Source organism: Gillisia sp. JM1, from assembly GCF_000424645.1.
Lineage (GTDB): Bacteria > Bacteroidota > Bacteroidia > Flavobacteriales > Flavobacteriaceae > Gillisia.
Genome location: NZ_KE384218.1, coordinates 484602 through 498210, shown reverse-complemented (window position 1 = coordinate 498210; position 13609 = coordinate 484602). Strand labels below are relative to the sequence as shown.

Below are 13609 nucleotides of genomic sequence, written 5' to 3'. Positions count from 1 at the left end.
TGAACCGCTCACTTCTCACTACTCACTATAAACTATTTATTGCTAACTGCTAATTGTTTATTGTTTATTGTTTATTGTTTATTGCAAACCTATTCAGCTTTTATAATAATAGGCATCTTAAAAACACTGGAAACAGGAATCCCACGTTTAATGGCGGGGTATATTTTTGGTAAGGAATCTACACTTTGTCTCACCCATTTATCCAGTTCTGGCAACTGGTAGGTAATTATAGAATCTACTCTTATAGAATCTACGACTGGTTTTCCAGATTTTGAGATCTCCAGATATAGAAACAAAGTATCATCTATAGATTGGGTAACAATTGGTTGTTGCTTTACGAGATATGCATATATAGAATTGGCGACCGTAGACTCAAAACAGTCCCTAGCTTTTTCCAACTCAGTTATATTCTTACAATTTTCGAAAGCCGGATATTCATCCACTTCCTTCCAATTCAAAGATTTTGTTTCCTGATTAAACACTTCTTCCGAAGAGATCTTTTTAGTTTCAAAATTCTTACAACACACCAAAAATGGGAAAATAAGCAGAAGTAATATTTTTCTCATGCGGCTAACTATCTAGTCTATTGGATGCCAAAAATAGTGAATTTAAGCAGCTTAGGAAAAACTATTCTGCGTTTAGGTGCAATTCTTCATTAATATCTTTAATTCTAATTTCTGCCAGATAGATCAACTCTGAATTTCCATTTTTTGAATACTTACCAAGGTACGCCTGATAATAGTTTAGAACGGCTTTTTCATCTTTAAAATAGTTATCTGCCGCAACTGCTCGCTCATATGAAGCTCTTTCATTATCTGGGTTTTCCTCTAATGCGCTATTAAAATATTGAAGTGCTTTTTTATAATCCTCTTGCTGCTTATAAGTTAAAGCCAGACTAAGAAACTCGGCATCTACCGGCTGCTTTTTAATTAAAAGTGCCATAAGCAAATGAGTTTCCGACTTTTCTAGATCTCCCGTTCTTGCATACAATTTTCCTAAGTTATAATGTGTGTCAGAATTTCTGCCTTCATATCCAAGTGCCAAGTTGTATTGCTCAATAGCCTCCTTATGATAATGTAGACGATAATAACAATACCCTAATTTAGAATGCACAAATTCGTTTCCTTGTCCTAATTCCAATAATTTCTCAAAAGGAGTAATTGCGAGGATAAAAGAATTTTCATTAAAATAAGTTTGAGCCAAAATAGAGATCAACGAAGCATTACTAGGATTTGTTTCTAAACCTTGTAAACTGAGTTCCTCTGCCAAAGGGAAATTCCTTTTGCTCAATGCATCTTTAGCAAGTTTGTATAAAGCTTGCTGATGGGTTTTGTCTAAAGCTATAGTTTTCTGCCAAAATTCAATTGCGGTACTATCATTTTGTCTTTCTTTTATGGTTCCTAATTGAAACTGAAACGAGGCATTTTTAGGATATCTGGTTGACAAATTAATATATAAACTATCTGCCGACTTTAATTTTCCCGCTTTTATTAAAACCTCTCCATATTCCATAGCAGTTAGAACTTTGTTTGGATTTTTATCTAAAACTGTTCTATAATTTTTTAATGCTGAAGAAAGATCTCCTTTTGCTACATAAGATTTTGCTAATCTGGAATAAACTGCTTCAGATTTCTCTTCAATATTTTCCAGATCCTGAATCGCTTCAGAATAATTCCCAACCGCATACAAACTATCTGCAACAGCCAAAGCCGAAGGTTGAGCATTCAATGCCGTTGCTATTAAAACAAAAGCGACGGTAGTTAAGACTTTCATGTGCTTTAACATTATTTCAATAAGTTATCAATCTGATTATAAAGTTTGGGATCTGAAGGTTTCATGGCGAAAGATTCTATAATGTTACCTAATTTATCAATGAGCACATAATGAGGAATCCCACTTACTGAATAAGCATCCTTAAGTTCTTTTTCTTTTGAAGGATCAAAGAGGTGGATGCCATTTAGCTCATGTTTTTCAATAAGACGTTGGATACTCTCCTTATTACTTTCTATTCCAATAGAAACAAAGACAATTTTGTCATTTTTATATTTCTTCTGAAGTTTCTTAAATGCCGGAATTTCTTCTATACATGGTTTGCACCAGCTGGCCCAAAAATCTAAATAAACAAAATTTCCTTTAAAATCTATAAGAGATACTGGCTCGTCCTTCATGTTTCTAAGGGTGAAATTGGGAGCCGGTTTACCAGGAGAAAGCTCTTTTAAGGCTAAATATTGTTTTGTAATTACTTCTTTAAGCTTTTTATCCTGAATAAATTCCTGGGATTTTTCGTAGAACTCATCTAGTTTTTCAAAGCTCTTCATAGAAAAAACTGCGAAGGTATAAAACGCTACTTCTTTTATTTCAGGGTTCTTAATAGGAAAAGAATCCTGGAGTACATATTCCCATTCTTCCAATCCTTTATTACTGGCAATATTTCCGAAATGAGATAAAATAAGCATTGGGAACAGGCTTACATGCAATAGATCCTCATCGTTAAGATCAAGCTCTGCCATAGGATCTGGATATTCTTTTGAGGCAACATGAGATGTGTCCACGGTTTCACGCGTAAAAGAATAATTGTGAAACTTATAGGCTTTCTCAACGTTTGCCCACAATCTTTCAGTTTTTTGAAGATGTAGATCCATATCCCCGTGCCGATTGATCACTTCAAGCCGCTGCTCCTCAAGGGAATTTGCATATTGTAAAAATTCTTCCTCAGGAAGCTTTGAAAAATATTGGTAAAAGTTATTTCCACCCACCACCGCAATTAGAGAATCCCTTTCTTTTATATAAGTATTTTCCTTTGCCCCTTCTCCATCGTAGCTAATATTTCCATTATTTAATTTGAGCTGAAGGTCATCACCCGGTTTAAGATAGAGGTTCACTTCATTATTACCGGTCTGAAGTATATAATGGCCTTCTTTTATTTCTATAGTGTCCCTAAAACTGCCATCTTTTTGTACTTGAAGGTCCAGCTTAACCTCTGGCTGATTGTGATACTTAAATCTGGTATTGGTTTCAAGTCTCAAAAATTCGACTTCTCCCGGCTCCACTTTTCCTGAAAGAACAACAATAGGATCTGTCTGGCTTTTCTTTTTACAGGAGCTGAGGCAAATTATTAAAAGGAGTAAATAAAAGTTGCGCATATTTTAAATTTTAAAAGGTTTGCATACCTATCTGAAACATTTAAAGTCGGAGTTTGAGCCCCGACTTTAAATACTAACAATAGAATTAACAAAGATATTTTATTCATTTACCTGAAATACTATTGGAAGTGAATACATAACCCCAACTGCTTTTCCATTTTGTTCTCCAGGAGTCATTTGTGGTAAAGAATTAATAACTCGCTTTGCTTCTTCTTCTAATTTTGGATGTGGAGCACGTGATTTAACATCTATAATTTTACCAGTATTATCTATCTTAAATTGAACAATAACCCTGTTTACTCCAGTTAAGCCAACTTCTTTTCCTAGTTTAATATTGAAATTTTCTTGCACATGCTCTTGTATTTTTTGGGACATACATTTTTTCTGTTCTTCATTACCAGCAAGACCTTCGCATCCAGGGTAAATGGGTACTTGATCTATCACGGCAAAAGGAACATCTGCGCCTGAAACTGTTTCTGTTTTAGTGGTAATATCACCACCTCCAGAAATATTTTTTGATTTTTTTAAAGCTGCCATTGTAATTTCAACCATTTTCTCCTTTTCTTCCTCTGATATTTCTTCACTGTTATTGAGTGTAATTTGAAGCTTATCAAGTTGTTCTAACAATGATTCTTCTCCTGTTGTAATTGATTGAGAATCATCCTGTGTGCAGGAAACAATTGTAAGCATCATCAGCATTAGTGGCAGAATTACCAGATACTTAAATTTCGCGATTGTTTTAGATTTTGATTTTTGTAACATAACTATTCGTTTTTTGATTAATGAATGATTAAAAAATTGATTGATGAATGAAATATTTTGTGTGTTAAAAGCGGTATTCAATAATTGCTCATAATAACTTCGTTTTTCAACTGTTTTTACCACATTGGAGTCGGCAATAAATTCGTGCAAAGCGGCTACTCTATTTTGGTAGATATAAATAAGTGGGTTGAACCAAAAAATGATTTTCAGAATTTCAAAAAACACCAGATCATAACTATGTTTTTGCTGAACATGAATTAGTTCGTGCGCTACTATTTGATCTCTCTCATTTTTGCTTAAATCTTCACCTAAAAAAATGGTTTTATTAAAAGTGCAGGCAACATTAGAAGAAGGAATTTCAATAATTCTGAAGCTCTTCACTTCTGAAATAACAGTAAACCTGAACAATTTTCGCAAGTTAAAAAGTTTTTTTCCGATGATTCCTATGCTTGCAATTGAACCAATAGCATAAATAATTGCTATCCAATTGAAAGAATTGCTTTTATCAGACAATACTAATGCAGGAAGCTGTTGTATGTTTTGGGTAGCATCTCCAATATAAACTTCCGGAAGCCAAAATCTTGAAATGGATGACACAGATTCCTGTGGCACAAAACCAGATAACATTTCAATATTAATTATAGGCAGCAAAAATGCCAGCACAGGTGTAAGTAATAAGTAAGCCCGGTTGTAATTAAAGAAGGTTTCCTTCTTCAGCAAGAATTCATAGACTAGCAAAAAAGCCAGCTGAAATAATATGACTTGAATTATATAAGATTCCATATTAAGTGTCTTTATTAATTTCTTTTAAAATAGCCTCTAAGTCTTTAGTATCCAGGTCGTTATTTTTCATGAAAAATGAAACCATACTTTTAAAAGAGCCATTAAAATAATTATCCATTAACTTATTCATACTTTGGTTGCTATAGGTCTCTTTAGCCACCAAAGGAAAATAAATATAGCCTTTCCCCACTTTTCTATGCCCAACAAAATCTTTGGACTCCAGAATTCTAACAATGGTAGAAACCGTATTGTAAGCTGGCTTAGGTTCTGGCAATTCCTCCATAATACCTGCAACATTCCCTTCTGTAAGTTGCCATAAGATCTGCATGATCTCTTCTTCGGCTTTTGTTAGTTGTTTCATTTCTAATAAATTTCTTGAAGCTAATATAAAACTAAATTGTTAGTTGAACTAATTATTTAGTTTTATATTTTAAAAATCAAGAACTTCAGGTGCAATCCCACGAACTATGTACCAATGGGTTCGGCAGGAAAATACTTTTGAAAATTTTAGGCATTCCGATAACAATGGGAACTCGGAATTAAACCCTCAATGAGGGATTAATTCAATATTTTAGCTAGAAACTAAGTAACTATGGACCTAATTTTAATAATAATTGGTGCACTTTTAATGATCGTTGGTATATTTGGTAGCTTTCTGCCGGTACTACCAGGAGTTCCTGTAAGTTGGATTGGGCTTTTAGTGCTGCACCTTGCTCCTTCTATCCCAATGAATTATTGGCTACTTGGTGTTACTTTGGTAATTGCTATCCTTATATATGCTTTAAATCTTGTGATCCCGGCAATAGGAACCAAACGCTTCGGCGGAAGTAAAGCTGGAATGATTGGAGCCACTATCGGCTTGGTTGTTGGATTAATTGCACCAATTCCTTTTGGGGTTTTAATTGGGCCTTTTGTAGGTGCATTTATTGGAGAAATCATTAATAAAAGTGATTCCAAGTCGGCGTTAAAAGCAGCTTTTGGATCCTTTATTGGCTTTCTGGCTTCAAGCTTTATGGAATTTATAATTGCTTTTGGATTTTTAATTCTCTTCCTCTACAAGCTTTGGGAATATAGAAATCTTGTCTTTCCTATCGATTCTTTTAATTAAATTAGACACATATTATGTCCGTTTCATATTTTTTCCATAACAAACTAAGAGAAAAGACCAACCTGAAAATTTAAAGCAGACAATTTCAAATGCCTACTTTACATATTGTTAAATTAAAAAATGGCCTATGAATACTTCCAGCAAAACATATAAAATAATTTTTACTATAATTATCGCTATATCTACTGCCTTGATTTTAGCAAGTTTACTTTCTTTAGTTTACAATATTCCTAAATGGTATTTGAAAATATTGGATTTCCCAAGGTTGCAACAATTTTTATTAGGGGTATTAATGTTGATTCTATTTATAATCATAAATAGGAAATGGAATATCGGATCGATCGCTCTTTCCGTTGGGTTATTAGCATCTATTTTTATTCATTTTAGCTTTATCTCTGCCTATTTATTGGGAGAAAAAGCAGTTCCATCTGTGGAGGTTTCTGAAGTGAATCCAAAAAAAACTGTGGGAATACTTTTGGGCAATGTCCTTATCTCCAATAAGAATTCTTCAAGATTTCTAGAGATTATCAGCAATGCAAATCCAGATCTGGTATTGGTAATGGAAGTAAACAAATGGTGGGTAGAGGAGCTTCAACTCTTAAAACAAGAGTATCCATATTCTATAGAGTATCCGCTGGACAATGCCTACGGAATGGCACTTTACTCAAAATTACCTTTAAGCGAAACAGAAATACAATTTCTAAATCATTCTAAAGTTCCATCTTTTAACACAGTAGTAACCTTACCTTCCGGGGACTCTTTCAAATTCTATGGAGTTCATCCCGTGGCTCCCTTTCCTAGCGATAAATACCCAGAAAATATTGGGAAAAAGGGAAAGGATGAGCAAAAGGAAGTCTCTCTGGCTAAAATTGGGAAACTTGTTTCTAAAAATGACAAACTCACTATTGTTGCGGGAGATTTCAACGACGTTTCCTGGTCTAATACTGCTAGACTTTTCGGACAGAATGGAAATTTGAAAGATGTAAGAATAGGAAGAGGCCTATATAATACCTTCGATGCGCAATCCATGATCATGAGATGGCCTTTAGATCATTTCTTTGTTTCTGAAGGAATAGCGGTTGTAGAATTTAAACAATTGAAAAAATTTGGTTCAGACCATTTCCCTCTTTTTGCTAAATTCCAGATTAATTAACCTAAGAATAGAAATACTTCAAAAAGAAAAAAGCCCTGTATATTGGGCTTTTTTCTTTTTGAAGTATTTCGGTGATCTAGTGGCATTAATCATCCTCACCATCCTCTTCTCCATTTCCATCTTCAGAACTCACAAAATTTCCATCGGCATCAAATTCTAATTCTAAGCCATTATTAAGAGTAACCTCATAGGACCCATCTTCTTCAATTTCAGCTTCTATAATTGTATTATCAGGGTAATATTCATTTAAATAGTTCTTTATTGAATCAGGTAAATCTGACGGATTGATATCTGTTTCATCTTTGTCATGGTCATTTTCATCATGAGCAACACCTAAAAAATTTCCATCAGCATCAAAAATAAGTTCTATATCATTTTCTAATTCTATTTCAAAATTACCATTGTTTTCAATTTCAGCTTCCTCAATTGAAATCCCCGGGTAATTAGTAGTTATAAAATCTTTTATATTTTGTGGAAGATCAGATATATTTACATCATGATCTCCAAAATCATCATCTTCGTCATTATCCTCGCCTAAAAAATTTCCAGCAGAATCAAAAATCAACTCGTTACCATCACTCAAGGTTATTTCTATATTTTGATTATCCTCTTCTTCAGCTTCTACAATAGTTAGATTTGGATAATTTGTAGTAACATAATTTAATATAGTTTGAGATAGGCTTGAAGTTCGTATGTGAACATCAGCTTTAAATGCTATAGCTGTTAGATCAGCTTCATTTTGGACATCTTCATCATTTGAACAGGATTGTAATGATAATACACTCAATATCGCTACATATAAAATTTTTGTATTTTTCATAGGTATTTGTCTGTATTTAATTAGTTTAGTGATTTAATATCACCGTTTAAAATTAGCTTTATTGTGTTTTTAATACACAAAGCAAGTAATTAGATCATGAATAAAAATGTGCTTTTGCAAAACAATGCGATAAGGAAAATTTAAAAATTGAGTTTAGATCCAAAATCTATAAAAAGAAAAAAGCCCTTTTCCAATAGTTAGGAAAAAAGCTTCTCATTGGTAAATGCTGCAAAAACAGCATCTTAACCACGTTGTCTCAACTTCTTGAGACACACAACACAACTTCATTATACTTGCTAAAAAAAGCTTCGATTTCTTGAAGCTTCTTTTTTTTGCTACCGATGCTTCGGTATTGCGGTCTGGACGAGACTCGAACGAACCGCATAATCTCTTTATTAATAGGCTTCTTCAAAGGCCTATATTTCGATGGCACCGAATTCGGCACCTTTTAACATATTTTAACAGTGTCAAGATGAGTAAATACTCAAAGAGTGATGTTTAAATACAAATGATGCTTTTCGGACTCTATTTTATTAAGAACAATCTCGATGTAAACCTAGGTTTTCAAGGAGGGCTGGCAAATATACAATATCTTATTTCTACTATACAAATAAAGTTTTCGCTTTATTTAGCCGAAAAGGAAAAAGAATACAATTAAACTAAGTCCTAAAACTTATGAGCCGAATAAGCTCCTTAATCAAATCATTTATTTTGTATATTTGAGCCGAATAAAATATATAATCGGCTCATGAAGTATAATTGGCAACAGGCAGATTGGCCAAACTTTCAATATTCTACTGAAGAGGTGGAAGATTTGCTTTATGATTATTCACAAAGAACGGGAAAGATTAATGGTATCCTCGAAGGTTTACCGGAAGAAACAAAGAGTGAAGCCATTATAGAATTACTGGTTTCCGAAGCTATCAAAACTTCAGAAATCGAAGGAGAATATCTTAGCAGGAAAGATGTAATGTCATCTATTAAAAAGAATCTTGGATTAAAAACCGATATTATTTCAAAAGATAAAACTGCCGAAGGTATTTCAGAATTAATGATCGATGCCCAAAAAACTTTTAAAGAAGATCTTAATGATGAAAGTCTTTTCAACTGGCATAAGTTATTAATGAAAGGGAACTTCACAATTCAAGCTGGGCAATGGCGAACTTACGAAGAATTAATGCAGGTGATATCGGGAGCAATGGGAAAAGAAAAAATACATTACGAGGCTCCTCCTTCCAAAATAGTTGCCAAAGAAATGAAACGCTTTATCCTGTGGTTTAACCAAACCGCTCGTGGAGGAGAAATGGAAATAAAAAAACCAATACTTCGTGCTGCTATTGCACACCTTTATTTCGAAACAATCCATCCCTTTGAAGATGGAAACGGACGTATTGGAAGGGCAATTTCAGAAAAAGCTCTTTCACAGTATATGGACCGGCCTGTATTATTGAGTCTTTCTAAAGCAATGGAAGGAAAAAAGAAAAACTATTATGCTGCTTTGCAACTGGCCCAAAGATCAAATGAAATTACTCCGTGGATCAATTACTTTGTAAAGACTACCATTTCTGCTCAGATAGATGCCGAATCCCTGATTGAGTTTACCCTTAAAAAAACTAAGTTTTTTGACCGTAATAAACATCAATTAAACCAAAGACAGGAGAAAGCTATTCGACGTATGCTCAAATCTGGCCCCAAAGGTTTTGATGGTGGAATGAATGCCAGAAAATATGTTTCCTTGAACAAAACCTCCAAACCAACAGCCACAAGGGATTTACAAGATCTTTGTGAAAAAGGTATTCTCACCAAGGAAGGTGGAGGGCGCAGTACTTCTTACTTTTTAAAATTCATGTAACCAAGTATTTAAAAGCTTAATTATTTCTTCTTTTTATTATCTTTAATTAGATAATAGTAAGATAGATAAGGATGTTTTTAGAGCGCATTGCAATTTTTTCACTTCAAGCGAAGGAAAAGCTAGAAACTTTTCTCAATTCCCTCATTTGGGAAACAAATTCTCAAATCGGGCAAATCTTTTTTGTATGTTGTTCTAACATACAGTGCAGATCATCCATTCTACTATAAAAATTTCTTCGACGAAGTTTCCCTATTGTACTTAAACGATTTCCTATGCTGCTTGGGTATAAAAAAGTACAGAGTACTAAGGAAAGCCTCGCGTTAGTCATTAAAAAAGTGTGACAAAAAATAAAAAATTTATTGAGCGTACAAACGGATACAAACACTCATCGCACAACTTCCGTATTCCTAATCGGCAAATTTGTAATTTGGCAACCATTTCTTTTAATATTTCACTCATTGCCTCGTTAAGCGAAAGCACATCCAGAGGCAAATCTTAAGAAACCAATATCCTTTCAATCCTAAATCCGGATTTAATTTATTTAAAATTCAGATCTAAAATAAATTTAGTATATTCGACAAAATACATTTTAAAGCTGTTTAAATCCACTTATTAGAATATACCTAATGAGTGTATTTTCATTTTCCTAAATTAAGTTATAAATTCTTGTTATTAATAAAAAACTGGACGTGGGATGATAAATGATTATCAAAATTTTATGAAGGTGATACCTCTTCCATGTCTAGTAGTAAAACCTAGTAAAAAAGGATTTATAATAGAAAATTCTAACCAAGAACATGAAAAATTAATAAGAAAAAAAAATACGGATATCCGTGGATTAAATGTTCTCGAGGCTTTCAAGCAGAACTCTAAAATCAATGAGGAGGGATGGTTAATTCTTAAAAAACATTGTGAAGAGGTGTTGAAAACCAAATCGAAAAAGGAAATAACCAATCTTCAATATGATTTATTAGATGAAAATACCGGCAAATTCATAGAGAAGTATTGGGACATTAAAAATGTACCCTTACTCGATGAGCACACAAATGTAGAATTTATTCTTATTATTTTCTTAGATAAATCAACAGAGGTACTTGAAAAAAAGCGATTAAACCAATTTGAGCTTAAACTTCAAAAAATAAATGAAGAAAGTAAATATTTCGTTGAGCAAAATCCAAGTGGACTATATTCCCTTGATATTGAAGGAAATTTTTTAAGTGTAAACAAAAGTCTTGTTGAAATTTCAGAAACTCCCGAGATAGAGTTGCTTAACATGAATTTCTTACCTTTTTGTGCCCCTTGTGATAAGGATTTTATTCTCCAACAATTCCAAGATACAATTGCTGGCCATAATCGAAAGTTTGAAGCCAATTTTATAACTGGCAAAGGCCGTCCTGTCATTCTTGATTTATCATTAATTCCGATGAAACTGGATGGTAAAATCCAAGGTGTCTATGGTATAGCTATAGATGTTTCAGAAATGAATGAGCGTAACGCCAAAATCAAAGAATTACATGAAAGATATAAATTAATAGCGACTGCCACCGATGATCTCACCTATGACTGGGATCTTAAAACTGACAAAGTTCTAAGATTTCTTGAAGACAAACAAACAATTTTTGGTTATAGCTCCGAAGAAATAGAGAAAAGAAATTTTTGGAAAGAACATATCCATCCGGAAGAAATTATTCGGATTAAAAAAATTTTGGTAGATACCTTGAAAGACACAACTAAAACAAAAATCAGGACTCGCTATAGACTTTTACAGGCTGATGGTACATATGCACATATCATTGATACAGCACATATTTTAAGAGATAATAAAGGGCAAGCTATTCGTTTGATAGGCGGAGCAAGGGATGTGTCTGATATAGTTGAAGGGAAGGAAGCGTTGAAAGATTCAAATTTGCGGTTTAGTTATGCAATGAGAGCCACGCGGGAGATGATCTGGGATTGGAATATTATTAAAAATGATGTGAAGAGAAGTCGAGCCTTCAAGGAAATATATGGTGATTATAAAGAAAAGGAATTGGATGTTGAAAATTTTTGGTTTTCAAAAATTCACCATAAAGACCGGAAACGTGTAATGGAATCTCTTCAAAGTGCTTTACTAGATACTAACAAGAAAAAATGGAAAGATGAATATAGGTTTATTCATGATAATGGGGAACAATCTTATGTAATTGACCGTGGCTATATTATTAGAGATCGTAATGGAAAGGCTATAAGAATGATAGGTGCTGTCTTAGATATAACCGAGAGACATGCACTACTAAAGGATATTAAAAAACAAAACAAATTATTAAAGGAAGTTGCCTGGGAACAAGCTCATATTGTCAGGGCTCCTTTAGCTCGTTTAAAAGGATTGTTGGTTATGTTAGAAGAAAATTCTTTTGAAGAATGGACCTCTGAAGAATTATTTGAACTCATCCGCGATTCTGCGGATCAAGTAGATGAAATCATAACAAACATCATTAAAAAAACTGAAAATTTTGATATAAAACTTACAGATGGAAGAAAATTTTGAAATCCTCCTTATAGATGATGATATAATTATCCAGAAATTACATCATCATATTTTTAAAAAAACAACAAATTCACCTATAAAAACTTTCAGTAATGGATTGGAAGCGAAGGAATATTTTGATCAAAATTTTTCTTCTAAAAGGAACTATCTAATTTTTTTGGATCTAAACATGCCATATATGAATGGTTGGGAGTTTCTTGAGTATTGTCAAGCTAAATATCCGAACGCCAAAATCCAAGTAGTAATTCTAACTTCCTCACCTTTCAAGAAAGATCAGATCAAGGCATCAAGTTATAAACAGGTGCTCTTATATAAAATAAAACCTCTTTACAAAGAGCATGTTAATGAAATTTTAACTTCTATAGAATTACCTTGCTCCACCTAAGATAAAGCCAATTCGTGTATTACTTTTCATGAAAGACTTAAATAGAATTTTTTGGGCGATGGACTTTTACTTGTTTCTATGTTGGTTTAGGTTTTCTTCAACATAGGTTCCAAAGGTTTTGATGGCGGAATGAATGCCAGAAAATATGTTTCCCTAAATAAAACCTCCAAACCAACAGCTACAAGGGATCTGCAAGATCTTTGTGACAAAGATATTCTTGCCAAGAAAGGTGGTTGGCGAAGCACTTCTTACTTTTTAAAATTCATGCAACCAAGTATTTAAAAGCTTAATTATTTCTTCTTTTTATTATCTTTAATTAGCTAATAGTAAGATAGATAAGGATGTTTTTAGAGCGGATTGCAATTTTTTCACTTCAAGCGAAGGAAAAGCTAGATACTTTTCTCAATTATCTCATTCGAGAAACAAATTCTCAAATTGGTCCTCTTCTTTTTTTGGGTTGCGTTTTCCTTCTAACACTGCTTTTGTATTATGTATGGATTACTCCCTATGCTTTTTGGGCACAAATTGTATTCACTTTTATATACATATTGTGCTTACTAATATGTGCTTCTGTAATGTACTTTCATATTACACAAAAGAGGGTTAGAAAGAATTCTAATACATTGGAGGTATTTAGCTTAGCTGAAGATGAAATAAAGAAATTTGACCTTAATGCCATTCCTTTAAATGAGGTTCAAGTAAATAATATTTTTAAAGCATTTTCAGAAAATCATTTAAGTGGAGACTATCAAACTTTTCAAGCTTTTATTCAGTTAAAGCCAGTTTCACGATTGAAACGATTGGTATGGAAAGATTCTTCTAATAAATTACCTAAACAGGTAAATCGGCAAACCTTGCTAGAATTTCTAAGTCAGATTTTGGAGGGATTTGAAAATTTGGAAAATCAGCAAATGAAAGAATTAACAAATTATTACTTCATTCTCAAAAATTCTGAAGGAAAAGAATTGACTTTTTCCACAAAAAATATTTACGATTGGAAAAACAACAAAGCTGCCTATCTAGAGAATATTTCCGCGCTTCTAAAAAATAATTTATAAGGTATTACCACTAGACCA

General features: G+C 33.1%; 13 protein-coding genes. 7 read left to right on the top strand and 6 right to left on the bottom strand.

Going from position 1 to position 13609, the window contains the following annotated elements; genetic code table 11:
* Nucleotides 1-89 precede the first annotated feature (89 nt).
* The 5 genes from H033_RS0105530 to H033_RS0105510 form a co-directional block, all read right to left on the bottom strand.
* Nucleotides 90-566, bottom strand: a complete 477-nt coding sequence (locus tag H033_RS0105530; RefSeq protein ID WP_026837396.1) for a hypothetical protein — start codon at nucleotides 564-566, stop codon at nucleotides 90-92.
* 61 nt (nucleotides 567-627) lie between these two features.
* A complete protein-coding gene (locus tag H033_RS0105525) occupies nucleotides 628-1773 on the bottom strand; it encodes a tetratricopeptide repeat protein (RefSeq protein WP_026837395.1) in 1146 nt (381 codons plus the stop codon).
* A gap of 11 nt (nucleotides 1774-1784) precedes the next feature.
* Nucleotides 1785-3143, bottom strand: a complete 1359-nt coding sequence (locus tag H033_RS20885; protein WP_026837394.1) for a TlpA family protein disulfide reductase — start codon at nucleotides 3141-3143, stop codon at nucleotides 1785-1787.
* 99 nt (nucleotides 3144-3242) lie between these two features.
* Nucleotides 3243-4688, bottom strand: coding sequence for a M56 family metallopeptidase (locus tag H033_RS0105515; protein ID WP_026837393.1), 1446 nt, complete (start codon nucleotides 4686-4688; stop codon nucleotides 3243-3245).
* A gap of 1 nt (nucleotide 4689) precedes the next feature.
* The gene (locus H033_RS0105510; protein ID WP_026837392.1) at nucleotides 4690-5049 is read right to left on the bottom strand and encodes a BlaI/MecI/CopY family transcriptional regulator; all 360 of its coding nucleotides are present in this window, start codon (nucleotides 5047-5049) and stop codon (nucleotides 4690-4692) included.
* Between the two features lie 231 nt (nucleotides 5050-5280).
* On the opposite strand from H033_RS0105510, the gene H033_RS0105505 reads away from it, so the two are divergent.
* Nucleotides 5281-5796, top strand: a complete 516-nt coding sequence (locus tag H033_RS0105505) for a DUF456 domain-containing protein (RefSeq protein ID WP_026837391.1) — start codon at nucleotides 5281-5283, stop codon at nucleotides 5794-5796.
* A 127-nt stretch (nucleotides 5797-5923) separates the two neighbouring features.
* On the top strand, nucleotides 5924-6949 hold the full coding sequence (locus tag H033_RS0105500; protein ID WP_034886127.1) for an endonuclease/exonuclease/phosphatase family protein: 1026 nt from the start codon (nucleotides 5924-5926) through the stop codon (nucleotides 6947-6949).
* A gap of 85 nt (nucleotides 6950-7034) precedes the next feature.
* Here H033_RS0105500 and H033_RS0105495 read toward each other — a convergent pair whose 3' ends face one another.
* Nucleotides 7035-7769, bottom strand: a complete 735-nt coding sequence (locus tag H033_RS0105495; protein WP_026837389.1) for a PepSY-like domain-containing protein — start codon at nucleotides 7767-7769, stop codon at nucleotides 7035-7037.
* A gap of 748 nt (nucleotides 7770-8517) precedes the next feature.
* On the opposite strand from H033_RS0105495, the gene H033_RS0105485 reads away from it, so the two are divergent.
* The 5 genes from H033_RS0105485 (at nucleotide 8518) to H033_RS0105465 (ending at nucleotide 13591) form a co-directional block, all read left to right on the top strand.
* The gene (locus tag H033_RS0105485; RefSeq protein ID WP_026837388.1) at nucleotides 8518-9621 is read left to right on the top strand and encodes a Fic family protein; all 1104 of its coding nucleotides are present in this window, start codon (nucleotides 8518-8520) and stop codon (nucleotides 9619-9621) included.
* A 694-nt stretch (nucleotides 9622-10315) separates the two neighbouring features.
* A complete protein-coding gene (locus H033_RS0105480) occupies nucleotides 10316-12148 on the top strand; it encodes a PAS domain-containing protein (RefSeq protein ID WP_026837387.1) in 1833 nt (610 codons plus the stop codon).
* Complete coding sequence (locus H033_RS19665; protein ID WP_051227808.1) at nucleotides 12132-12533, top strand: response regulator; 402 nt, start codon at nucleotides 12132-12134, stop codon at nucleotides 12531-12533. Before H033_RS0105480 ends, H033_RS19665 begins: the two co-directional genes overlap by 17 nt.
* Before the next feature lie 129 nt (nucleotides 12534-12662).
* Nucleotides 12663-12815 (top strand): hypothetical protein, encoded by a 153-nt coding sequence (locus H033_RS21560; RefSeq protein WP_196809424.1) that lies wholly within the window; start codon nucleotides 12663-12665, stop codon nucleotides 12813-12815.
* A 293-nt stretch (nucleotides 12816-13108) separates the two neighbouring features.
* On the top strand, nucleotides 13109-13591 hold the full coding sequence (locus tag H033_RS0105465) for a hypothetical protein (RefSeq protein ID WP_155827733.1): 483 nt from the start codon (nucleotides 13109-13111) through the stop codon (nucleotides 13589-13591).
* Nucleotides 13592-13609 lie beyond the last annotated feature (18 nt).

Bases quoted from the DNA above. Each gene is read 5' to 3' on its own strand.
- H033_RS0105465 (WP_155827733.1), top strand. From the start codon at position 13,109: ATGTACTTTCATATTACACAAAAGAGGGTTAGAAAGAATTCTAATACA.
- H033_RS0105505 (WP_026837391.1), top strand. From the start codon at position 5,281: ATGGACCTAATTTTAATAATAATTGGTGCACTTTTAATGATCGTTGGT.
- H033_RS20885 (WP_026837394.1), bottom strand. From the start codon at position 3,143: ATGCGCAACTTTTATTTACTCCTTTTAATAATTTGCCTCAGCTCCTGT.
- H033_RS0105485 (WP_026837388.1), top strand. From the start codon at position 8,518: ATGAAGTATAATTGGCAACAGGCAGATTGGCCAAACTTTCAATATTCT.
- H033_RS0105480 (WP_026837387.1), top strand. From the start codon at position 10,316: ATGATAAATGATTATCAAAATTTTATGAAGGTGATACCTCTTCCATGT.
- H033_RS0105525 (WP_026837395.1), bottom strand. From the start codon at position 1,773: ATGAAAGTCTTAACTACCGTCGCTTTTGTTTTAATAGCAACGGCATTG.
- H033_RS21560 (WP_196809424.1), top strand. From the start codon at position 12,663: ATGAATGCCAGAAAATATGTTTCCCTAAATAAAACCTCCAAACCAACA.
- H033_RS0105515 (WP_026837393.1), bottom strand. From the start codon at position 4,688: ATGGAATCTTATATAATTCAAGTCATATTATTTCAGCTGGCTTTTTTG.
- H033_RS19665 (WP_051227808.1), top strand. From the start codon at position 12,132: ATGGAAGAAAATTTTGAAATCCTCCTTATAGATGATGATATAATTATC.
- H033_RS0105510 (WP_026837392.1), bottom strand. From the start codon at position 5,049: ATGAAACAACTAACAAAAGCCGAAGAAGAGATCATGCAGATCTTATGG.
- H033_RS0105530 (WP_026837396.1), bottom strand. From the start codon at position 566: ATGAGAAAAATATTACTTCTGCTTATTTTCCCATTTTTGGTGTGTTGT.
- H033_RS0105500 (WP_034886127.1), top strand. From the start codon at position 5,924: ATGAATACTTCCAGCAAAACATATAAAATAATTTTTACTATAATTATC.
- H033_RS0105495 (WP_026837389.1), bottom strand. From the start codon at position 7,769: ATGAAAAATACAAAAATTTTATATGTAGCGATATTGAGTGTATTATCA.